This window comes from Luteimonas sp. MC1828 (assembly GCF_016461615.1).
Taxonomy (GTDB): Bacteria; Pseudomonadota; Gammaproteobacteria; order Xanthomonadales; family Xanthomonadaceae; genus Luteimonas.
This window is the reverse complement of record NZ_JAEMNY010000001.1, coordinates 1108213-1129300: the sequence shown is the minus strand read 5'-3', so window position 1 is coordinate 1129300 and position 21088 is coordinate 1108213. Positions and strand designations below refer to the sequence as shown.

The 21088-nt window shown below is 69.6% G+C and carries 18 protein-coding genes and 2 tRNA genes; 17 read left to right on the top strand and 3 right to left on the bottom strand.

The window, feature by feature from the left end:
- Window positions 1-4: 4 nt before the first annotated feature.
- The 7 genes from ffh (at window position 5) to JHB91_RS05155 (ending at window position 4969) form a co-directional block, all read left to right on the top strand.
- The gene (gene ffh, locus JHB91_RS05185) at window positions 5-1372 is read left to right on the top strand and encodes a signal recognition particle protein (protein ID WP_182821960.1); all 1368 of its coding nucleotides are present in this window, start codon (window positions 5-7) and stop codon (window positions 1370-1372) included.
- 22 nt (window positions 1373-1394) lie between these two features.
- On the top strand, window positions 1395-2147 hold the full coding sequence (locus JHB91_RS05180; RefSeq protein WP_199471938.1) for an aminotransferase class IV: 753 nt from the start codon (window positions 1395-1397) through the stop codon (window positions 2145-2147).
- A gap of 96 nt (window positions 2148-2243) precedes the next feature.
- Window positions 2244-2510, top strand: coding sequence for a 30S ribosomal protein S16 (rpsP, locus tag JHB91_RS05175; protein ID WP_199375412.1), 267 nt, complete (start codon window positions 2244-2246; stop codon window positions 2508-2510).
- Window positions 2511-2548: 38 nt separating this feature from the next.
- Complete coding sequence (gene rimM / locus JHB91_RS05170) at window positions 2549-3061, top strand: ribosome maturation factor RimM (protein WP_199471937.1); 513 nt, start codon at window positions 2549-2551, stop codon at window positions 3059-3061.
- A 23-nt stretch (window positions 3062-3084) separates the two neighbouring features.
- On the top strand, window positions 3085-3864 hold the full coding sequence (trmD, locus tag JHB91_RS05165) for a tRNA (guanosine(37)-N1)-methyltransferase TrmD (protein ID WP_199471936.1): 780 nt from the start codon (window positions 3085-3087) through the stop codon (window positions 3862-3864).
- A gap of 137 nt (window positions 3865-4001) precedes the next feature.
- On the top strand, window positions 4002-4424 hold the full coding sequence (gene rplS / locus JHB91_RS05160) for a 50S ribosomal protein L19 (RefSeq protein WP_199375415.1): 423 nt from the start codon (window positions 4002-4004) through the stop codon (window positions 4422-4424).
- A gap of 122 nt (window positions 4425-4546) precedes the next feature.
- Window positions 4547-4969 carry a S4 domain-containing protein gene (locus JHB91_RS05155; RefSeq protein ID WP_199471934.1) on the top strand — a complete coding sequence of 141 codons (423 nt, stop codon included), beginning with the start codon at window positions 4547-4549 and terminating at the stop codon, window positions 4967-4969.
- 36 nt (window positions 4970-5005) lie between these two features.
- Here JHB91_RS05155 and JHB91_RS05150 read toward each other — a convergent pair whose 3' ends face one another.
- The 3 genes from JHB91_RS05150 to JHB91_RS05140 all read right to left on the bottom strand — a co-directional run bounded on the left by JHB91_RS05150 (window position 5006) and on the right by JHB91_RS05140 (window position 9785).
- Entirely contained in the window at window positions 5006-5608 is a 603-nt protein-coding gene (locus tag JHB91_RS05150) for a DUF937 domain-containing protein (RefSeq protein WP_199471932.1), read from the bottom strand.
- 93 nt (window positions 5609-5701) lie between these two features.
- Entirely contained in the window at window positions 5702-8287 is a 2586-nt protein-coding gene (mutS, locus tag JHB91_RS05145) for a DNA mismatch repair protein MutS (RefSeq protein ID WP_199471931.1), read from the bottom strand.
- A 34-nt stretch (window positions 8288-8321) separates the two neighbouring features.
- Window positions 8322-9785, bottom strand: a complete 1464-nt coding sequence (locus tag JHB91_RS05140) for a GGDEF domain-containing protein (protein WP_199471929.1) — start codon at window positions 9783-9785, stop codon at window positions 8322-8324.
- 310 nt (window positions 9786-10095) lie between these two features.
- Between JHB91_RS05140 and JHB91_RS05135 the strand changes: the two genes are divergently transcribed.
- From JHB91_RS05135 to JHB91_RS05090, 10 genes are all read left to right on the top strand, one after another.
- Window positions 10096-12636, top strand: a complete 2541-nt coding sequence (locus JHB91_RS05135; protein ID WP_233348386.1) for a TonB-dependent receptor — start codon at window positions 10096-10098, stop codon at window positions 12634-12636.
- Between the two features lie 118 nt (window positions 12637-12754).
- A complete protein-coding gene (locus tag JHB91_RS05130; RefSeq protein WP_199471927.1) occupies window positions 12755-13249 on the top strand; it encodes a CinA family protein in 495 nt (164 codons plus the stop codon).
- 19 nt (window positions 13250-13268) lie between these two features.
- A complete protein-coding gene (locus JHB91_RS05125; protein ID WP_199375723.1) occupies window positions 13269-14951 on the top strand; it encodes an AarF/UbiB family protein in 1683 nt (560 codons plus the stop codon).
- 52 nt (window positions 14952-15003) lie between these two features.
- Window positions 15004-15642, top strand: coding sequence for a transcriptional repressor LexA (gene lexA, locus JHB91_RS05120; RefSeq protein WP_199375422.1), 639 nt, complete (start codon window positions 15004-15006; stop codon window positions 15640-15642).
- Window positions 15643-15831: 189 nt separating this feature from the next.
- Window positions 15832-16914, top strand: a complete 1083-nt coding sequence (gene recA / locus JHB91_RS05115) for a recombinase RecA (protein WP_199471925.1) — start codon at window positions 15832-15834, stop codon at window positions 16912-16914.
- 17 nt (window positions 16915-16931) lie between these two features.
- On the top strand, window positions 16932-17453 hold the full coding sequence (locus JHB91_RS05110; protein WP_199471923.1) for a regulatory protein RecX: 522 nt from the start codon (window positions 16932-16934) through the stop codon (window positions 17451-17453).
- Window positions 17454-17615: 162 nt separating this feature from the next.
- Window positions 17616-20258 (top strand): alanine--tRNA ligase, encoded by a 2643-nt coding sequence (alaS, locus tag JHB91_RS05105; RefSeq protein ID WP_199472659.1) that lies wholly within the window; start codon window positions 17616-17618, stop codon window positions 20256-20258.
- 152 nt (window positions 20259-20410) lie between these two features.
- Window positions 20411-20614, top strand: coding sequence for a carbon storage regulator CsrA (gene csrA, locus JHB91_RS05100; RefSeq protein WP_199375425.1), 204 nt, complete (start codon window positions 20411-20413; stop codon window positions 20612-20614).
- Window positions 20615-20689: 75 nt separating this feature from the next.
- Window positions 20690-20782, top strand: a tRNA-Ser gene (locus JHB91_RS05095).
- 52 nt (window positions 20783-20834) lie between these two features.
- Window positions 20835-20911, top strand: a tRNA-Arg gene (locus JHB91_RS05090).
- Window positions 20912-21088 lie beyond the last annotated feature (177 nt).

Below are 21088 nucleotides of genomic sequence, written 5' to 3'. Positions count from 1 at the left end.
TTCCATGTTCGAGTCCCTCACCCAGCGCCTGTCCGGCACCATCGAGCGCCTGCGTGGCCGCGGGCGCCTGACCGAGGAGAACATCCGCGAAGCCACCCGCGAAGTACGCATCGCGCTGCTCGAAGCCGACGTCGCGCTGCCGGTGGTGCAGGCGCTGATCGAACGCATCAAGGTGCGCGCGGTCGGCCAGGAAGTGCTGAAGTCGCTGACCCCGGGTCAGGCGCTGATCAAGGTCGTGCGCGACGAGCTCACCACGGTGATGGGCGCGCAGGCTTCGGACTTAAACCTCAACGTGCCGGCGCCTGCGGTGGTGCTGATGGCCGGCCTGCAGGGCGCGGGCAAGACCACGACGGTCGGCAAGCTGGCGAAGCTGCTGAAGGAAAAGCGCAAGAAGAAGGTGATGGTGGTCAGCGCCGACGTCTACCGTCCGGCGGCCATCGAGCAGCTGAAGACGCTGGCCGAACAGGTCGACGTGCGCTTCTTCGCCTCCGACGCCTCGCAGAAGCCGGTCGACATCGTGCGCGCGGCGATCGACGACGCGCGCAAGTCGTTCATCGACGTGCTGCTGGTCGATACCGCCGGCCGCCTCGCCATCGACGAAGCGATGATGGCCGAGATCAAGGCCCTCCACGCCGCCGTCAATCCGGTCGAGACCCTGTTCGTCGTCGATGCGATGACTGGCCAGGACGCCGCCAACACCGCGAAGGCCTTCAGCGAAGCACTTCCGCTGACTGGCGTGGTGCTCACCAAGACCGACGGCGACGCCCGTGGCGGCGCCGCGCTCAGCGTGCGCTACATCACCGGCAAGCCGATCAAGTTCATCGGCACCGGCGAGAAGGTCGATGGCCTGGACGTGTTCCACCCGGACCGCATCGCCAGCCGCATCCTCGACATGGGCGACGTGCTGTCGCTGGTCGAGCAGGTGGAAGGGCAGGTCGACAAGGACAAGGCGCAGAAGCTCGCCGAGAAGGTCGCCAAGGGCAAGAAGTTCGACCTCAACGACATGCGCGACCAGCTCGAGCAGATGCAGGGCATGGGCGGCATCCACGGCCTGATGGACAAGCTGCCGGGCATGGCGAAGATCTCCGACGAGGTCAAGAACCAGGTCACCGGCCGGGAAGTGCCGCGCATGGTCGCGATCATCGGCTCGATGACCAAGAAGGAGCGTCGCAACCCGGCGCTGCTCAACGGCTCGCGCCGCAAGCGCATCGCCGCCGGCTCCGGCGTCACGCCCGCCGACGTCAACAAGCTGATGAAGCAGTACCAGCAGATGGAAAAGATGATGGCCAAGCTGGGCCGCGGCGGCATGAAGGGCATGATGCGCGGCCTGCAGGGCATGATGGGCGGGCGCGGCGCGATGCCGTTCCGCTGAGGCAGGCACCGCGGCGAGCCTGATGGACGCGTCGGCGCAGGCGGGGCACTTCACCACGTTCCAGGCGCGGCGCGGCGCGGTGCGCGGGCTGGACCTGCACTTCGCGCGTCTTGATGACGCGACCCGGGCGATGTTTGGCTCCAGCCTGGATCTTGCGGACCTGCGGATGCGTATCCGTGCGGCGATCGCCGGCGACGCCGCGCAGGCCTGCACCGTGCGCCTGGTGGTTGCCCGGGCGCAGGTCGCAGGTGCGCAGGGCGACGCCGATGCCGCTGGTACACCTGTGACGCGCATCGAGATCGAGGCGCCGCGCGAGCCCGGCGCCCGTCCATTGCGGCTGCAGTCGCGGCGCATGCTGCGCGTCGATCCGCAGCTGAAGCACCTCGCTCTCGCGCCCCAGCTGGCAGCCCGTCGCGAGGCGCAGGCGGAAGGGTTCGACGATGCGCTCCTGGTCGACAACGACGGACTTGTGGCGGAAGGGAGCTTCTGGAACATCGGCTTGGGCGGGCGCGACGGAATCACCTGGCCCGTCGCGCCCGCATTGCGAGGCGTGACCGAACGCCTGCTGCAGGCGCGCCTGGCAGACGTCGGCATCGGGCAGCAGGCTGGCCCGGTGCGGCTGGATGCGCTGGGAGCCTTCGACTTTGCGTTCGCCGCCAATTCTCGGGGGCTGCAGGAGATCGCGTCGATCGACAGCCATGCCTTCCGCGGCGATCCGCGCTTGGTGGCGCATGTGCGGGTTGCGTTCGAGGGTATTGCCTGGCAGGCGATCTGAACCGGTCGGCTGGGGTGACTTCCTCCCCGCCGGGTGATCCGCTACAATTCGCCGCTTACCTCGCCACCCTGGCGACTGGGCAACACGGAAAACACCATGGTCAAGATCCGCCTTACCCGCGGCGGCGCCAAGAAGCGCCCCTTCTACCACATCGTCGTCACCGACTCGCGCAGCTCGCGCGACGGCCGCAACATCGAGCGCGTGGGTTACTACAACCCGGTCGCCACCGGCGCCGAGTCGCGCGTGGTGCTCGACACCGCCCGCGTTGACCATTGGGTCACGCAGGGCGCGCAGATGACCGACAAGGTCCGCAACCTGTATCGGGAAGCCGGCAAGGCCGCCCCGACGGCTACGGCCGCCTGACGCGCGGGCCGCGCCCCGTGCGCGGCCCAGCTCCTGCAATGGACGTCACCGGGCGCCGCATCCTGCTGGGCAGGGTCCACGGCGCCTTTGGCGTGCGTGGCGAGCTGAAGCTCGAGTCCTTCACCGAGCCGGCTCGCGCCATCCTCGGCTACCAGCCCTGGACCCTGCGCGATGCGCAGGGCGTCGAGCGCGTGGCCGAAGGTGCCACTGGCCGCGAAACGGCCAAGGGCCTGGTCGCTCGCCTGCCCGGCATCGAGGACCGCGACGCCGCCGAGGCGCTGCGCGGCACCGAGGTCTGGGTGGCGCGTGAATCGCTGCCGCCGCCGGCGCCCGGCGAGTACTACTGGGTCGACCTCGAAGGCCTCCGCGTACGCAACGTCGACGGCAGTGACTTCGGCACCGTGTCGCACCTGTTCTCCACTGGCGCCAACGACGTGCTGGTGGCGCGCGGCGATCGCGAGCGGATGATTCCGTTCGTCGTGCCGGACTATGTGGTCTCGATCGATTTCGAGGCGGGCCTGGTCACCGTCGACTGGGACGCCGAGTTCTAGGCACTCCGGACCCCGCAGCCGCCATGCGCATCGACGTCGTCAGCCTGTTTCCCGAGTTCGTCACCCAGGTCGCCGGCCACGGCGTGGTCGGACGTGCGGGCGAGCGTGGTCTGCTGTCGGTGCACGGCTGGAACCCGCGCGATTTCGCCGAAGGCAGCTACCGGCGCGTCGACGACCGCCCGTTTGGCGGCGGCCCGGGCATGGTGATGATGGTGGAGCCGCTGCGCGCGGTACTCGCCGCCGCCCGCGCCGCGGCACCGGGGCCTGCGCGCGTGGTCTATCTGAGCCCGCAGGGCAGGCCGTTCGACCAGGCCCGCGCCCGTGCGCTGGCGCTGGAGCCGCGCCTGGTGATGCTGTGCGGCCGCTACGAGGGCGTCGACGAGCGCTTGCTGGCCGCCGAGGTGGACGAGGAGCTGTCGATCGGCGATTACGTGCTGTCGGGCGGCGAGCTGGCCGCCGCTGTCGTCGTCGACGCGGTCGCGCGGCTGCTGCCGGGTGCGCTCAATGATGTCGAGTCGGCCGCGCAGGACAGCTTCGAGCCGTCGGCCGATGGCACGGGGCCGCTGCTGCTGGACTGCCCGCACTACACGCGGCCGCTGGAGCACGCCTACGGCGAAGTGCCGCCGGTACTGCTGTCCGGCAACCACGCCGCGATCGCCCGCTGGCGCCGCCAGCAGGCACTCGGCCGCACCTGGCAGCGCCGGCCGGAGCTGATCGACCGCGGCGCCCTGTCCAAGGCCGACGCGCGTCTGCTGGACGAATTCCTGGCTGCCAACGGGGACGCGCTCGGCGACGGCCCGTAAGCCCCTAGCGCGCAAGGGAAACTTGCCCGTATAATGTCCGGCTTAGCTGTAAACACGCCAAGACGCGGGTCCACGTGCACTCGCGCTACAACACGCCCCAAAAAGGGGCACTACCAACAGGCAAGCGAAGACCCACCATGAACAAGCCCTCGATCAACACGCTGCTGCAGAATTTCGAAGCCGAGCAGACCACCCGCGAGCTGCCCGTCTTCGGCCCCGGCGATACCGTCATCGTCAACGTCAAGGTGAAGGAAGGCAACCGCGAGCGCGTGCAGGCCTATGAAGGCGTGGTCATCGCCAAGAAGAACGCCGGCCTGAACTCCGCCTTCACCGTGCGCAAGATTTCGCACGGCTTCGGCGTCGAGCGCGTGTTCCAGACCCACAGCCTGATGATCGATTCGGTGCAGGTGAAGCGCCGCGGCGCCGTGCGCGCCGGCAAGCTGTACTACCTGCGTGGCCTGCAGGGCAAGAAGGCGCGCATCCGCGAGGATCTGGCCGGCAACGCCAAGGCCAAGGCCGCCGCGCAGGCCGCCGCCGCTGCCGAGTCGTCCGCCGAGTAACCGGCTGCCGCAAGGCGCGACACACGACGGCCACCGCGAGGTGGCCGTTCGCGTTTCAGGATGGCGAAGCGCGATGCCCTGGCGTGACAGGAGTGGTGCGGAGGAGGGACTAGAATCGACGCATGTCCGCACCCGATTCCGCCGCCAATGAAGCTTCGCCTGCCTCGATCCGCATCGACGTGTGGCTGTGGGCGGCGCGCTTCTTCAGGACCCGCACACTCGCGCGTCAGGCGGTCGAGCACGGCAAGGTCGAGTTGGGCGGACAGCGGCCCAAGGCCTCGCGTGCGGTGCGCGTAGGCGACACCTTGCGCGTGGCGCGCGGCGAAGAGGTGTTCGTGGTCGAGGTGGCGGGTCTATCCGATTCCCGCGGTCCGGCCCCGGTCGCCCAGGCCCTGTACCGCGAGCACGCGGACTCGATCAGGGCGCGCGACGAGGCACGCCTTGCACGCCGTGATGCGCAGGCCGGCTATCGCGCGCCCGAGCATCGCCCCGACAAGCGCGCGCGCCGCCTGATCCGGGCGCTTGGCGACATCGACCTGAGCTGACCTGCGACCAAGACGCGGGCAGGACGTCGGATCGCCTTACTTCCGCCCGAACAACCCGCCGAGTCCTGCGAGATCGCCAAGGCCGAGCTGGCCGTCGCCATCCTGGTCGAGCACGGCACCAAGCAGCCCGCCGCCCAGGCCGCCTTCCTGGCGGATCTGCTGCTGCTCCTGGCCGAGCAGGCCACCGAGCGCCGCGGCGCCATCGGCCGGCCGCGCCTGTCCGGAAGACATGGCGCGTTTGGCGAGGTAGGCCATCACGATCGGTGCGAGCATCTTCAGCAACTGGCCGGCCGTGCCCTGGCCGAGGCCGGTCGCCTGGGCCACGCCGGCTTCGGCCCGTTCCTGGCCGCCGCCGAAGATGTGGCCGAGTATGGCTCCGCCCTGGCCACCTCCGCCGCCAAGCACCGCGCCCAGCACGCTGCCGATATCCATGCCTGCGTGGTCCTTCTGCAGCGCGCCGTACAGCGCCTGCGCGCCCTGCGGCTGGCTGGCGTTGCGGCCGAGGGCGCCGAGCAGCAGGGGCAGGGCCGCGCTGATCGCACCCGAGGTCTGTGACGGGGTGAGGCCCAGCTGCTGGGCCAGCTGCTGCGCGGGTGCGCCCTGCAGCTGCGCGAGGAGGTCGTCGGTCAACATGGCCATGAGGGCATCTCCAGTGTGTGCCCCGGATCCTACGCTCCGGACCGGCCGGCGACAGCACGCATCGGCGCGCGGTCGGCCCGCGCCTGGCCCCTTTCACCCCAGCGCCTTCAGCCGGTACAGCGCTTCCAGCGCCTGCTTTGGTGACAGCTCGTCCGGGTCGATGCCGGCCAGCGCGTCGAGAGCCGCCGACGCCGGCGAAAACAGGCCGAACTGCTGCGGCGCGTCGAGCGTCTCGGCCGACAGCAGCGGTGACGCGGCATGGCCGTGCCGTTCAAGTTCGGCCAGTCGCGCGCGCGCCTGTCGCAGCACCGGCTTCGGCAGGCCGGCCAGCGCGGCCACCTGCAGGCCGAAGCTGCGGTCGGCCGGGCCGTCCTTGACCGCGTGCATGAACACCAGCGTGTCGCCCCCGTTCTTGTCGCGGTGCTCGACCGCGTCGAGATGCACGTTGGCGATGCCGCTGCCGGGCTCGGCGAGCGCGGTGAGCTCGAAGTAATGGGTGGCGAACAGGGTGTAGCAGCGGTTGTGCGCGGCAAGGTGGCGCGCGCAGGCATCGGCGAGGGCGAGGCCGTCGTAGGTCGAGGTGCCGCGGCCGATCTCGTCCATCAGCACCAGCGACTGCTCGCTGGCGTGGTGGAGGATGTAGCTGGTCTCGCTCATCTCGACCATGAAGGTCGACTGGCCGCGGGCGAGGTCGTCGCCGGCGCCGATGCGGGTCAGGATGCGGTCGATCGGGCCGATGCGCGCCGCGCGCGCGGGCACGAAGCTGCCGATGTAGGCGAGCAGCACGATCAGCGCGTTCTGGCGCATGTAGGTGCTCTTGCCGCCCATGTTCGGGCCGGTGATCACCAGCATGCGGCGATCGGCATGCAGGTCGAGGTCGTTGGGTTCGAACGGCGCGTCGCGCACCGCCTCGACCACCGGGTGGCGCCCGCGCTCGACCTCGAGGCAGGCGTCCTCGACCAGTTCCGGCCGTGCCCAGTCGAGCGCCAATGCACGCTCGGCCAGGCAGGCCAGCACGTCGAGTTCGCTCAGCGCGGCGGCGCAGCGCTTGAGCGATTCGAGGTCGGTGTTGAGGGCATCCAGCAGTTCTTCGTACAGCAGCCGCTCGCGCGCCAGCGCGCGTTCGCGCGCCGACAGCACCTTGTCCTCGAAGGCCTTCAGCTCTTCGGTGATGTAGCGCTCCGCCCCGGTCAGCGTCTGCCGGCGGCTGTAGTGCGTGGGCACCCTGGCGGCGTGCGACTTGCCGATCTCGATGAAGTAGCCGTGCACGCGGTTGTAGCCGACCTTGAGCGTGGCGATGCCGCTGGCCTCGCGTTCGCGCAGCTCCAGGTCGACCAGGAACTGGTCGGCGTGGGTGGACAGCCGGCGCAGCTCGGCGAGCTCGGCGTCGTGGCCATCGGCGAACACGCCGCCGTCGCGCGCCAGCACCGGCGGCTGTTCGACCAGCGCCGTGGCCAGCAATGCGGCCTGTACGTCGTGTTCGCCGAGTTCGGCCACCAGCGCCCCGAGCCGCGGCGAATCCAGCGGCGCCAGCATCGCGCGCACCTCCGGCAGCATGCCGAGCGCGTCACGCAGCGTGCCGAGGTCGCGCGGGCGCGCCGAGCGCAGCGCGATGCGCGACAGGATGCGCTCCACGTCGCCAAGCGCGCGGAAGCGCTCACGCAGGTCGCGTTCGATGCCGCTGTCGAGCAGCGCGCCCACCGCATGCTGGCGCTCACCGACCACGCCGCGGTCGCGCAGCGGGCGGTGCAGCCAGCGGCGCAGCATCCGCCCGCCCATCGGCGTCACCGTGCTGTCCAGCACGCCGAGCAGGGTGTGTTTCTGCTCGCCGTCGACGCGGGTGTCCAGCTCCAGGTGGCGGCGCGTGGCGGCATTCATCGCGATCGCGCCGTCGCTGGATTCCACCGCGATCGCGGTGAGGTGCGGCAGGCGCTGCTTCTGGGTCTCCTCGACGTAGCCGAGCAGGGCGCCGGCAGCGGCGATCGCCAGCGGGCGGTCCTGGATGCCGAACGCCGACAGGTCGTGCAGCGCGAAGAACTGCAGCAGCTGGCGGCGCCCGGCGTCGGCGTCGAACAGCCACGGCGCGCGCCGGCGCACGCCACCGCGGGTTGTCGCGAACGCCGGCCAGCCGTCGTCGTCGGGGAGCAGCAGCTCAGCGGGATCCAGGCGCGCGAGCTCGGCTTCGAGCGCGTCGTCGCCGGCGACTTCGTTGACCAGGAAGCGGCCGGCGGCGAGGTCCGCCCACGCCAGGCCGTAGCCCGACTTGCCGCGCGCCACCGCCAGCAGCAGCGTGTCGCGGCGCTCGCTCAGCAGTGCCTCGTCGGTGACCGTGCCGGGCGTGACGATGCGCACCACCTTGCGCTCCACCAGCCCCTTGCTGGTGGCCGGGTCGCCGACCTGCTCGCAGATCGCCACCGACTCGCCCAGCGCCACCAGGCGCGCCAGGTAGCCTTCGGCTGCGTGGTAGGGCACGCCGGCCATCGGGATCGGCTGCCCGGCGGACGAGCCGCGCTGGGTCAGGGTGATGTCGAGCAGCTTCGCCGCCTTGCGGGCGTCATCGAAGAACAGCTCGTAGAAGTCGCCCATGCGGAAGAACATCAGCACGTCGGCGTGCTCCGCCTTGGCGGCGAAGAACTGCTTCATCAAAGGGGTGTGTTCGGGTCTTGCTTCCGACTTCATGGGGTCCTGGTGTCCGGTGCTGTCCACATGCGACTCAGCGTTGCCTGAGCTGCACCACGCCTGGCGGATCGGGAAGGTCGTCGGTCGCGACGACCACGCGGTTTCGGCCGCCGCGCTTGGCGGAATACATCGCGGCATCCGCGCGGGCGAGGATCCGTTCGTAGTCGGGATGCCCGTCCTGCAGCGCGAGGCCGATGCTGGCGGTCACCATCAGGCTTTCGCCATTGGCCAGCGCCACCGGGGCGCCGGCGACGCAACTGCGCAGACCCTCCGCGGTTGCCAGCGCCTCGGCGGCGCCCACCGAGCCCAGTACCACCACGAATTCCTCGCCGCCGTAGCGGAACAGGTAGTCGCTGCCGCGCGTGTTCTGCACCAGCAGCGCCGCGACATGCTGCAGCGCGCGATCGCCGACCTCGTGGCCGTGGCCGTCGTTGATCGCCTTGAAGTGGTCGAGGTCGATCATCAGCACCGCGAACATGCGGCCGGTGTTCGCCTGCAGCTGGATCTCACGGCGCAGGACGGTCGGCAGGAAGCGCCGGTTGAGGAGCCGGGTGAGCGCATCGCGCCCCGACTCGAGGTCGCCGATGCCGTCGAACATCATCGTGAGCAGGTTGCGGATCTCGGCCACGACGGCGCGCGTGTCGTCGACCAGCGCGCGACGCAGCGCAGGATCCCCGGAGTGGGGCAGGCCAACGCGCAGGCCGGTGTCGACGGCCTCGACCAGCTCCGCCACGCGGCGCGTCTCCGGCGTTTCACCGAAACTCGCCATGCCCTTGTGCGTGAACCACAGGCCGAACTCGGACCGCGACAGCAGCAACGGTGCCGCTGCCGGCGGCTGCTCCAGGCTGAGCGCGTACAGCAGCGTGTTCTCCCATGCGAGCAGCAGCGCGCGCTGGCGCTCGCGCTCGGTGCCGACGTTCTGGATCAGCGAGAACAACCGGTAGGAGGCGTCGATGGTGCCGGCCTGCTCACGCGAGATGTCATAGGCGCGCGTCATGGCCTCGAGGGCCAGGTCGATGAGCGCATCCACCCCGACGATCGCATCGATGACATCGTCCGCGCGACCCACGGCACCGGCCGTGCGGATCGCCGCCTGCAACTCGCCCTTCAGCATGCGCGCACCCCGGCCCACCAGGTCGACGGGGATGCCGATGCGCGCGTGCACCAGGCCGACCGTCTCCTGGGTGGCGGCCAGGGCATCGACGTCGTCGGGCCCGGCGCGCAGGAGTTCCAGCAGCCAACGTTGCAGCGACGGCTTGAGGCGGTCGCGGACCTGCTCCGGGGACAGGAACCGCGCAGCCCGGGGGTCATCGAGCATCTCGCCGTAGAAATGTTCGGCCAGCAGCGGGACCGCTGCCGAGGCGGCGTGGTTGAACAGGGCGCGCGCGCCGGGGGTGATGGCGGTGAGCGCCCGCAGCCAGTGCGCGGCGAGCCGTGGATCCTGCGCGCGTGCGCGTTCCGGCAGGGTCGGGAGGGTCGGGAGGGAGTGGACATCCATGGCGGCTATTGTGGACCAGTCGCGATCCGGGAGCCTTTGCCAAGGCCTTGCCGGGCACCGGTTTCCGCACCTCGCCAGTCACATACGTATGCGTCCGGAAATGTGCTAGCGTCCCGCCGAGGTTGCGATACCGCTGCGTCAGGCCCGTCCCCCACGCTGGCCCGGCGCGAACCGTCATGGGATCCATGGCGGCGGTCGCATCCGTGTCAATGATGCTCATCCAACATCCGGTTTAGGGGGACAACCAATGGTCCAAGGCCACCCGCAGCGCCACGCGCTCGCGACAGCTGTTTTCGCCGTACTCGCTTCAATGTCCATCGCACAGGTGGCCCGTGCACAGGATGCCCCGGCCACCAAGCCGGCGGCAGACCAGCCGACCACCCTCGCCACCATGACGGTCACCGCCCAGAAGCGCGAGGAGGCGTTGCAGGACGTGCCGATCGTGATCAACGTGATCGACGAGCAACTGTTGCTCGATACCGGCGTCCGCGACATCAAGGACCTGCAGGTCCTGGTGCCCGGCCTGACCGTCACCAGCACGCAGAGCGCGGCGCAGACCACCGCGCGCATCCGCGGCGTGGGCACGGTGGGCGACAACGCCGGCCTGGAGTCCTCGGTCGGCATCGTGATCGACGGCGTGTACCGCTCGCGCAACAGCGTCGGCTTCGGCGACCTGGGCGAAGTGGAGCGCATCGAGGTGCTCAAGGGCCCGCAGGGCACGGTGTTCGGCAAGAACACGTCGTCCGGCGTGATCAACGTGATCACCCGCAAGCCGAGCTACTCGCAGAGCGCGGAAGCGGAGATCACGGCCGGCAACTACGGCCTGCTTGGTGTGTCCGGCGCGTACAACGATGCGCTTGGCGAAAACGCCGCGTTCCGCGTCTATGCCGCCAAGCGCAAGCGCGATGGCGTGGATGAGGTCCGCGTCGGCGCCGGCCCGCGCCAGGAAACCGACGACGGCGACCAGAACTACCACACCGTCCGCGGCCAGCTGTTCATCGAGCCCACCGACACCATCGACATCAACCTCGTGGCCGACTACAGCAGCCGCGAAGAGAACTGCTGCGTCACCGTGACCACCCATCGCGGTCCAACCGCGGCCATCATCAACGCGCTGACCCCGGGCGGCGAAGGCGTGATCCCGGTGGCGGACCCCGAGCGGCGGCTGGCGTACAGCAACCGGCCGACCGAGCAGGACCTGAAGGACAAGGGCATGTCGGCGCAGGTCGACTGGACCACGCCCTGGGCCGACGGCGCCACGCTCAGCTCGATCACCGCGTTCCGCGACTGGCAGGCGATCAACGGCCTCGACTTCGACTACAGCGCCGCGGACATCCTGTACCGCGCACCCGACGACAACGAGTCGCTGACGCGCTTCGAGACCTTCACCCAGGAGCTGCGCCTGACCGGCTCCACCGACCGCCTCGACTGGATGGTGGGCGTGTTCTATTCGGACGAAGACCTGACGCGCAATGATTCGTACCGGTTCGGCAGCGCCTACGAGCCCTACCTGTCGACCCTGGTCGGCAGCCAGGTGCTGGCTGGCGTCGCGGCGCAACTGGCGCCGATGGGGCTGACCGTCAACCAGAGCAATCCGGCGACGTTCCTGTCGCAGGTCAGCGGCCGGCCGTTCGGGACCAACTACACCGGCCTCGGCGCGCTAGACCGCCACGACCAGAACGCGCGCAGCACCGCGATCTTCAGCAACAACACCTTCCACGCCACCGACGCACTCGATTTCACGCTCGGCCTCCGCTACACGCACGAGAAGAAAGAGCTGGATTCGGTGTACAGCAATCCGAACGGCAGCCTGGCATGCGGCTCCGCGTTGTCCAACCCGGCTGCCCGCGTCGGTGGCGCGCTGGCGGCGCGCATCAACGGCTTCGCCAGCCTCCCGCCCGCGCTGCAGCAGCAGTTGCTGGCGGGCCTGGTGCCGGCGGTCGCGCCCAGCGTGGTGGGCTTCATGTGCCTGCCCTGGGCGAACGCCCTGCACGACGGCCGCGTCGTGTCGCAGTCGCGCACCGAAAAGGAATGGTCCGGCACGTTCAAGGCCGCCTACAACTGGACCGACGACGTCATGACGTATGCCTCGGCGGCGCGTGGCTACAAGGGCGGCGGCTTCAACCTCGACCGCGTGCAGTCGTCCAACGGACTGTCCAGCGGCATCCAGGGCATCACCCCGGTGGATGACACGTCGTTCCCGGGCGAGTTCGTCAACAGCTACGAGCTCGGCCTGAAGACCAACTGGGCCGGCGGCAACCTGCTGTTCAACGCGGCGCTGTTCTACCAGGACTACGAGGATTTCCAGCTCAACAGCTTCCTTGGTACCAGCTTCGTGGTGCGCTCGATCCCCCAGGTGGTGTCGATGGGCTTCGAGGCCGACCTGATGTGGCAGACGACGGTGCCGGGCCTGATGCTGCAGGGTGGCCTGACCTACGCCGAGACGGAATACGGCGACGACCTGCTGCCTGACGCCGACCTGGCGCTGCTGCCCGGCAACCAGATGAGCTTCGCACCGAAGTGGTCGGGCAACGCCTCGGTCACCTACGAGTGGGGCCTGGGCGCCAACCACATCGGCCGTTTCAACGTCGGCGCCAAGTACATGTCGGAGTACAACACCGGCTCCGACCTCGACGTGCAGAAGATGCAGGACGGCTACGCGCTGGTGAATGCACGCCTGGGCTTCGGCAGCCAGGACCGGCGCTGGCTGGTCGAACTGTGGGGCCAGAACCTCACCGACGAGACCTACAAGCAGGTCGGCATCGACGCGCCGATCCAGTCCGGTTCGTGGAATGCCTTCCTCGGCGCGCCGCGGACCTATGGCGTGACCGTCCGCTTCAACTACTTCTGAGCCCGGACACGGCATCGTGAGCCTGGAACGGCCCGCTTCGGCGGGCCGTTTCCGTTCCGGCGCGACAAGCCCGGCGGGCAGGGACGATACTGGCCGCTTTCCAGACGGTGAAGACGCAATGGATGTTCCGGGTGACGCCCTGTTGGCGGACCTTGCGCAAGCGCTTGGCGCGCGGCTCGAAGCCGCGCGCGACAGGCTGGTCACGGCGGAGAGCTGCACCGGCGGCTGGATCGCCAAGACGGTGACCGATGTCGCCGGCTCGTCGACGTGGTTCGACTGCGGGCTCGCGGCGTACAGCTACGAGGCGAAGCAGGCGCTGCTCGGCGTGCGCGCGCAGACGCTCGAAGAGCAGGGCGCCGTCAGCCGTGACACCGCGATCGAGATGGTGTCCGGTGCGCTGGTCTATTCCGGTGCGTCGGTGGCGGTCGCGGTCACCGGCATCGCCGGGCCGGGCGGCGGCACCGACGACAAGCCGGTGGGCACGGTGTGGATCGCCTGGAAACGTCGCGGCGGCTATCCGCATGCCGAGCTCTTCCACTTCGACGGCGACCGTGACGCGGTGCGCCGGCAGACGGTCGGCGAGGCGCTGCGCGGCCTCGAACGCCTGCTCTGAGCGGCCGGAGCGCACGATGATGTGGGAGCGGCTGGCCGGCGTGCGTGACCTCGGGCGGCTGCACCAGATCGCCAGCGTCCTGGTGCGCCACGGGTTCGGCGACCTGGTCCGCCGCAGCGGCATGGCCGGGGCGCTGGAGCGCGCCGGGCGCCTGCTGCGCTGGGAGCATGTCGAGGAACGCCACGCGATGCGCCCGCCGGAGCGCCTGCGCTGCGCGCTGCAGGAACTCGGCCCGACATTCGTCAAGCTCGGCCAGGTGCTGTCCACGCGCGTGGACCTGCTGCCGCCGGAGTGGATCGCCGAGCTCAGCAGACTGCAGAACGAGGTGCCGGCGCTGCCCTGGGCCACGGTGCGGCCACAGCTGGTCGAGGATCTCGGCGCCGAGCCCGAGGCGGTGTTCGCGCGGGTGGAGCAGATCCCCGTGGCCGCGGCATCGCTCGCCCAGGCGCACCGTGCCTGGCTGCATGACGGCACCGCGGTGATCCTCAAGGTGCGCCGCCCGGGCATCACCGACACCGTCGAGGCCGACCTGCGTCTGCTCGCGCGGCTGGTGGTGATCGTGGAATCGCAGGTGCCCGACCTGCGCCGCTACCGGCCGGTGGAGGTGGTGCGCCAGTTCCGCACGTCGCTGCGCAGCGAACTCGACTTCGCCGCCGAGTGCCGCCATGCCGAACGCATTGCCGCCAGCTTCGCCGACGACCCGGACGTGGTGGTGCCGCGCGTGCACTGGCAGTGGACCAGCGAGCGCCTCAACGTGCAGGACTTCATTGACGGCATCCCCGCCGGAAACCTGGCGGCGGTGGACGCGGCCGGACTCGACCGGGCCGCGCTGGCCAGCGCCGGCACCGGCATCGTGCTGAAGATGGTGCTCGAGGACGGCCTGTTCCACGCCGACCCGCACCCGGGGAACATCTTCTTCCTGCGCTCCGGCGCCATTGCGCTGATCGATTTCGGCATGGTCGGGCACCTGGGCGAACGACGGCGCCTGGAAATCGCGCGCCTTCTGCACGGCATGGTGGTGCAGGACGATGAAGCGGTCGCCGACATCCTGCTCGACTGGAGCGGCAGCGCCGAGGTCGACGAGGAGCGCCTGCAGGCCGACACCTCGGCGCTGGTGGACCGCTATCGCGGCGTCCCGCTCAAGGACCTGCGCATGGGCACCATGCTGTCGGACGCCGCCGGCCTGCTGCGCAACCATGGCCTGGTGCTGCCGCCGGACCTGGCGCTGGTGGTCAAGGCGTTCCTGACGCTGGAGGGCTTTGCGCGCCAGCTCGACCCGGATTTCGACATGGCCAGCGAGGCCAGGCCGTGGCTGGAGCGCGTGATGCTGCGACGCTACGCGCCGTCGATGCTGGCGCGCCGGGGGCGTCGCGGATTGGCGGGCCTGGTGGAGCTGGGCGCGGAGCTGCCGCGCGACCTGCGCCGGCTGCTGCGCGCCGCGCGCGGTGGCCGGGTTGGTGCGCGGATCGATGTCCCGGAGCTGAAGTCCTTTGGCGACCAGGTCGACCGTGCGGCCAGCCGGCTCACGATCGGCGTCATCACCGCGGCGCTGATCATCGGCTCGTCGATCGTGATGAACAGCGTCGGCGGTGGCGTCGGCAATCGCGGACTGATGGCGCTCGGCGTGCTCGGCTTCGTCGGCGCTGCGGCCGCCGGGGTCTGGATCGTCTATTCGATCTGGAAGGGCAGCCACCACCGTTGACCGCGGCGGACGGCGTTGACGGCAAAGGGCGTTAGTAGTAATACTACTAACCATGCAACTGACCGACACCCAGCAGTCCATCCTCGACCTGATCGCCGAGCGCATCGCCGAGGAAGGCGTGCCGCCCTCGCAGGCGGAGATCGCGCGCGCCTTTGGTTTCAGCAGCGTGCGCGCCGCGCAGTACCACCTGGAAGCCCTCGAGGCCGCTGGCGCCATCGAGCGCGTGCCCGGGCGCGCGCGCGGCATCCGCGTGCTGCAGGCGGCGCGCCCGGCGCAGGGCGCGCTGCCGCTGGCCGGCAACGCCGATGTCCTCGAGCTTCCGGTGCTTGGCCAGGTCGCGGCCGGGCTGCCGATCGGCGCCGATATCGGCAGTGACCAGATGGTGCTGATGGACCGGGCGTTCTTCTCTCCGGCGCCGGACTACCTGCTGCGCGTGCGCGGCGACTCGATGCGTGACGAGGGCATCTTCGACGGCGACCTGATCGGCGTACACCGCACCAGCGATGCGCGCTCGGGGCAGATCGTCATCGCCCGCATCGACGACACAATCACCGTCAAGCTGCTCAAGATCGGGCGTGACCGCATCCGCCTGCTGCCGCGCAACCCCGACTACGCGCCGATCGAGGTCGAGCCGGGGCAGGAGTTCGCCATCGAGGGCCTGTACTGCGGCCTGGTGAGACCCAACCGGTGAGGCTGCCCCGTGACCTGCGCGCGCCGATCCCCGGTGGCGGCGTTTTCCCACCGCTCTGCCGGGCCATGGCCGCTGCCGACGCCCCGCGCCACCGGCTAGTTTCGATTCCCCGCGCCGAAGTCGCAGTCCCTGCGACCGGCGGCGGACACACTGCACACATCCCGAATACCTGATCCGAGGACGACCACGATGGACGAGAACAAGAAGCGCGCGCTTTCAGCGGCCCTGGGCCAGATCGAAAAGCAGTACGGCAAGGGCTCGGTGATCCGCATGGGTGACCGCGTCGCCGAAGTGGTCCCGGTGATCCCCACCGGTTCGCTGCAGCTCGACATCGCGCTCGGCATCGGCGGCCTGCCGCGCGGCCGCGTGATCGAGATCTACGGCCCGGAGTCCTCGGGCAAGACCACGCTCACCCTGCAGACCATCGCCGAATGCCAGAAGCTCGGCGGCGTGGCGGCGTTCATCGACGCCGAGCACGCGCTCGATCCCACCTACGCGCAGAAGCTCGGCGTCAACGTCGACGACCTGCTGGTGTCGCAGCCGGACACCGGTGAGCAGGCGCTGGAGATCGCCGACATGCTGGTGCGCTCCAACGCCGTCGACATGGTGGTGATCGACTCGGTCGCCGCGCTCACCCCGCGCGCCGAGATCGAGGGCGAGATGGGCGACCAGCTGCCGGGCCTGCAGGCGCGGCTCATGAGCCAGGCGCTGCGCAAGCTCACCGGCAACATCAAGCGCAGCAACTGCATGGTGTTCTTCATCAACCAGCTGCGCCACAAGATCGGCATCATGATGCCCGGCCAGAGCCCGGAGACCACCACCGGCGGCAACGCGCTCAAGTTCTACGCCTCGGTGCGCCTGGACATCCGCCGCATCGGCGCGATCAAGAAGGGCGACGAGATCATCGGCAACCAGACCCGCATCAAGGTGGTCAAGAACAAGATGGCGCCGCCGTTCAAGCAGGTCATCACCGAGATCCTCTACGGCGAGGGCATCAGCCGCGAAGGCGAGCTGATCGACATGGCGGTCGAAGCCAAGATCGTCGAGAAGGCCGGTGCCTGGTACAGCTATGGCGAGGAGCGCATCGGCCAGGGCAAGGAGAACGCCCGCCAGTACCTCAAGGAGAACATCGCCGTGGCCCAGCGCATCGAATCCGAGCTGCGCGCGCGCCTGGCGCCGGTGGTGGCGCCGGTCGTGGCGGCTGAAGACGCCGAGGACGAGGCCGAAACCAAGGACAAGCCCAAGGCGCGGGGCAAGGCGGCGGAGGCCTGACGGCCTCGCACGGCGGCATGGACCAGGTTGGCCAGCCACCGGGCAACGGTGATGGCGGCGGCAAGCGCCGCCTCCGCCCGGAGCCCACGCCGGCGCAGCGGGCCCTGGGCTTGCTGGTTCGCCGCGAGCATTCGCGCAAGGAGCTGCGTCGCAAGCTCGAGGCGCGAGGCGTTGCGGACGACGAAGCCGAGGTGGCGATCGAACGGATGGTCGAGGGCGGCTGGCAGGATGACCGCCGGTTCGCCATCAGCCTTGCGCGCATGCGGGCGGCCACTGCTTACGGGCCGCTTCGGATCCGCGCCGAGCTGGGCACCCACGGCCTGGCGGCCGAAGTGATCGAGGCAGCCTTCGTCGACCTGGCGGAGAGCGGCGACGACGACTGGCTGGCAAGTGCCCGCAGGCTGGTCGGGCGGCGGTTGGGTCTGGCGCGTGAGGGCGACCTGGTGCAGCGGCGGAAGGCCGCCGAACTGCTGTTCCGGCGGGGCTTCGGTGGCGATACGGTTCGTGCGGCGACCGCCTTCGATCCTGACGACGACTGAGCCGGGGGAGGGGGCGCGGGTACTGCGGGCCGCGTGCGGCCTGCTAACCTAGCGGCATCGGAACGCCACCGGATGTCGCCTTCGCGCGCTGCGCGGAGCCTGCGGCACCTGGTGCGGTGCCGCCCCCCAGCCCGCCAGCCTCAAGCGCAGATGCCCAACCCCATCGACTCCCCCCGTCCAACCACCGCGGACATCCGCCGCGATTTCCTGGAATTCTTCAGCGGCCGCGGCCATACGGTGGTGCCGTCGGCGCCGCTGGTGCCGGGCAACGACCCCACGCTGCTGTTCACCAACTCCGGCATGGTGCAGTTCAAGGACGTGTTCCTGGGCGCCGAGAAGCGCAGCTACGTGCGCGCGACCGACGTGCAGCGCTGCCTGCGCGCCGGCGGCAAGCACAACGACCTCGACCAGGTCGGTTACACCGCGCGCCACCACACGTTCTTCGAGATGCTCGGCAACTGGTCGTTCGGCGACTACTTCAAGACCGACGCGATCGCGTGGGCCTGGGAGCTCCTGACCACGGTCTGGAAGATCCCGGCCGATCGCCTGCTGGTCACCGTCTACCACGATGACGACGAGGCCTACGGCATCTGGCACAACGCCATCGGCCTGCCGCCCGAGCGCATCATCCGCATCGGCGACAACAAGGGCGCGCCCTACGCGTCGGACAACTTCTGGCAGATGGCCGATACCGGCCCCTGCGGCCCCTGCACCGAGATCTTCTACGACCACGGCGCGCACATCGCCGGCGGCCCGCCGGGTTCGCTCGACGAGGATGGCGACCGCTTCATCGAGATCTGGAACCTGGTGTTCATGCAGTACGACCGCCAGCCGGACGGCAGCCTGCAGCCGCTGCCCGCGCCCTGCGTGGACACCGGCATGGGCCTGGAGCGGTTGGCGGCGGTATTGCAGGGCGTGCACGGCAACTACGAGATCGACCTGTTCCAGGCGTTGATCGCCGAGGCTGGCGCGCTGACCGGCGCGGACCTGGACAACAAGTCGCTGCGGGTGATCGCCGACCACATCCGTGCGTGCAGCTTCCTGATCGTCGACGGCGTGCTGCCGTCCAACGAGGGGCGCGGCTACGTGCTGCGCCGGATCATCCGCCGCGCGCTGCGCCATGGCTGGATGCTGGGCGTGCGCCAGCCGTTCTTCCACAAGCTGGTCGCCACGCTGGATGCGCAGATGGGCGACGCCTATCCGGAGCTGCGCGCGCAGCGCGTGCTGGTCGAACGCGCGCTGCTGGCCGAAGAGGAACGCTTCGCCGAGACGCTGGATTCCGGCATGCGGATCTTCGACGAGGTCGCCGCGCGCAGCGACGGCGTCACCATCCCCGGCAGCGACGCGTTCCGCCTGTACGACACCTACGGCTTCCCGGTCGACCTGACCGCCGACATCGCGCGCGAGCGTGGCATGGCAGTGGACATGGCCGGGTTCGACGCGGCCATGACCCAGCAGCGCGAGACCGCGCGTGCCGCCGGCAAATTCGGCGGCGGTACCACGCTGCCGGCGGAACTGGTGGCGCAGATGGCGCCCACCGCGTTCCTCGGCTACGAGCACGTGCAGGCGGGTGGCCTCGAAGTCGTGGCGCTGCTGCGCGACGGCCGCCCGGTGCAGGAGGTGGCGGCCGGCGACGAGGCGATCGTGTTCCTCGACCGCAGCCCGTTCTATGCCGAGTCCGGCGGCCAGGTCGGCGACATCGGCGAGCTGGACGGGCAGGGCATCCGTTTCGCGGTGGACGACACGCGCAAGTTCGCCGGCCAGTTCCATGGTCACGTCGGCCGCATGCGCGACGGGGTGCTGCGCGTCGGCGACCACATGCTGGGCAGCGTGGATGCCGCGCGCCGCGCCAGCATCGTGCTCAACCACAGCGCGACCCACTTGCTGCACGGCGCGCTGCGCGAGCGCCTGGGCACGCACGTGGCGCAGAAGGGCTCGCTGGTCGCACCCGACCGCCTCCGCTTCGACTTCTCGCACTTCGAGCCGATCACCGCCGCCGAGCTGCGCGACGTCGAGCGCCGGGTGAACGAGGAAGTCCGCGCCGACCATGGCGTGGCGATCCGCGAGATGGCGATGGACGAGGCGATCGACGCCGGTGCCATCGCCCTGTTCGGTGAGAAGTACGGCGAGCGCGTGCGGGTCGTGGCCATGGGGAATTCCGTGGAACTGTGCGGCGGCACCCATGTCGGTCGCACCGGCGAGATCGGCCTGTTCAAGCTGGTGTCCGAAGGTGGCGTGTCATCGGGCGTGCGTCGCATCGAAGCGCTGACCGGGCAGGCGGCGCTGGAGCAGGTCGCGCTTGATGAAACGCGCCTGGCCGACGCCGCGCGGATGCTGGGCGGCACCACGGCGGAGGTCGGCGACAAGCTGCGCGCGCTGCTGGAACGGCAGAAGAAGCTGGAGCGCGAGCTCGAGACGATGAAGGCGCGCGAAGCCAGCAGCGCCACCGCCGACCTCGCCTCGGGCGCGGTCGACGTGGCCGGACTCAAGGTGCTGGCGGCGCGGCTGGAGGGCTTCGACGCGCGCGCGCTGCGCGATGCCCTCGACCGGTTCAAGCAGCAGCTCGGCGATGCGGTGGTCGTGCTGGCGGGAACGGCGGACGGCAAGGCGACCCTGGTAGCCGGCGTGAGCGGCGCCGCACAGGGCAAGGTCAAGGCCGGCGAGCTGCTGTCGCATGTCGCGGGCCGGATCGGCGGCAAGGGTGGCGGCCGCCCCGACATGGCGCAGGGCGGTGGACCCGACGGGCCGGCGCTGGTTGAAGCGCTCGCCGGGGTGGCGGGGTGGGTAGCAGACCGCGTGGTCTGAAACGACGCGGGGCATTACCTTTGACCTACACGTCGGGGCACATGCGGCCGGTATCATGTTTCAGCTACGTGAACAATCTTGGATGCGGTGACAACGTCACGGCTCCTCAGTCGCCCCGGCCATTCGGATGGCCGGGACATGGAGTACCCCACATGTTGATTTTGACCAGGCGGGTCGGTGAGACGCTCATGATCGGTGACTCGGTCACCGTGACGGTGCTCGGCGTCAAGGGCAACCAGGTCCGCATCGGTATCACCGCGCCGAAGGATGTCTCGGTCCACCGCGAAGAGATCTACCAGCGGATCCACGGCGGCGAGGGCGCGACCGGGAGTGAGGGCGAGGCCGAACCGGATTGATGTTTGCCGGCTGCGCTGCAAGCCGGTATCCTTCGCTCCCACGCCGGCCTGAAGGCCGGCGTGGTGTTTCATCCCGGAGAGTTGCCCGAGTGGCCGAAGGGGCTCCCCTGCTAAGGGAGTATGGGGCTTAAAACTCCATCGAGGGTTCGAATCCCTCACTCTCCGCCAGTTTCAAAGCGTTGACGAAGTTGGCGTGTTGTTGCAGAATTCCGCTTCTAGCGCGCCCGTAGCTCAGCTGGATAGAGCACCAGGCTACGAACTTGGGGGTCGGAGGTTCGAATCCTTCCGGGCGCACCATAAAAAACGCACAAGGGTCAACGGGTTAACGTCCGTTGGCCCTTTTGCGTTGTGGGGCGCGCGGCGCTCGTGTCAAATCCGTGCCATATCCGTGCCACGACAAGCCGGACGCCTGTGCCATTCCGGGCAAGAGTGGTCATGTAGCTTGGTGGTCGCCTCTCGTGCGACAGGATCGCT

Coding starts and splice junctions, on each gene's coding strand:
- ffh (WP_182821960.1), top strand. CDS start 5: ATGTTCGAGTCCCTCACCCAGCGCCTGTCCGGCACCATCGAGCGCCTG.
- JHB91_RS05180 (WP_199471938.1), top strand. CDS start 1,395: ATGGACGCGTCGGCGCAGGCGGGGCACTTCACCACGTTCCAGGCGCGG.
- rpsP (WP_199375412.1), top strand. CDS start 2,244: ATGGTCAAGATCCGCCTTACCCGCGGCGGCGCCAAGAAGCGCCCCTTC.
- rimM (WP_199471937.1), top strand. CDS start 2,549: ATGGACGTCACCGGGCGCCGCATCCTGCTGGGCAGGGTCCACGGCGCC.
- trmD (WP_199471936.1), top strand. CDS start 3,085: ATGCGCATCGACGTCGTCAGCCTGTTTCCCGAGTTCGTCACCCAGGTC.
- rplS (WP_199375415.1), top strand. CDS start 4,002: ATGAACAAGCCCTCGATCAACACGCTGCTGCAGAATTTCGAAGCCGAG.
- JHB91_RS05155 (WP_199471934.1), top strand. CDS start 4,547: ATGTCCGCACCCGATTCCGCCGCCAATGAAGCTTCGCCTGCCTCGATC.
- JHB91_RS05150 (WP_199471932.1), bottom strand. CDS start 5,608: ATGGCCATGTTGACCGACGACCTCCTCGCGCAGCTGCAGGGCGCACCC.
- mutS (WP_199471931.1), bottom strand. CDS start 8,287: ATGAAGTCGGAAGCAAGACCCGAACACACCCCTTTGATGAAGCAGTTC.
- JHB91_RS05140 (WP_199471929.1), bottom strand. CDS start 9,785: ATGGATGTCCACTCCCTCCCGACCCTCCCGACCCTGCCGGAACGCGCA.
- JHB91_RS05135 (WP_233348386.1), top strand. CDS start 10,096: ATGTCCATCGCACAGGTGGCCCGTGCACAGGATGCCCCGGCCACCAAG.
- JHB91_RS05130 (WP_199471927.1), top strand. CDS start 12,755: ATGGATGTTCCGGGTGACGCCCTGTTGGCGGACCTTGCGCAAGCGCTT.
- JHB91_RS05125 (WP_199375723.1), top strand. CDS start 13,269: ATGTGGGAGCGGCTGGCCGGCGTGCGTGACCTCGGGCGGCTGCACCAG.
- lexA (WP_199375422.1), top strand. CDS start 15,004: ATGCAACTGACCGACACCCAGCAGTCCATCCTCGACCTGATCGCCGAG.
- recA (WP_199471925.1), top strand. CDS start 15,832: ATGGACGAGAACAAGAAGCGCGCGCTTTCAGCGGCCCTGGGCCAGATC.
- JHB91_RS05110 (WP_199471923.1), top strand. CDS start 16,932: ATGGACCAGGTTGGCCAGCCACCGGGCAACGGTGATGGCGGCGGCAAG.
- csrA (WP_199375425.1), top strand. CDS start 20,411: ATGTTGATTTTGACCAGGCGGGTCGGTGAGACGCTCATGATCGGTGAC.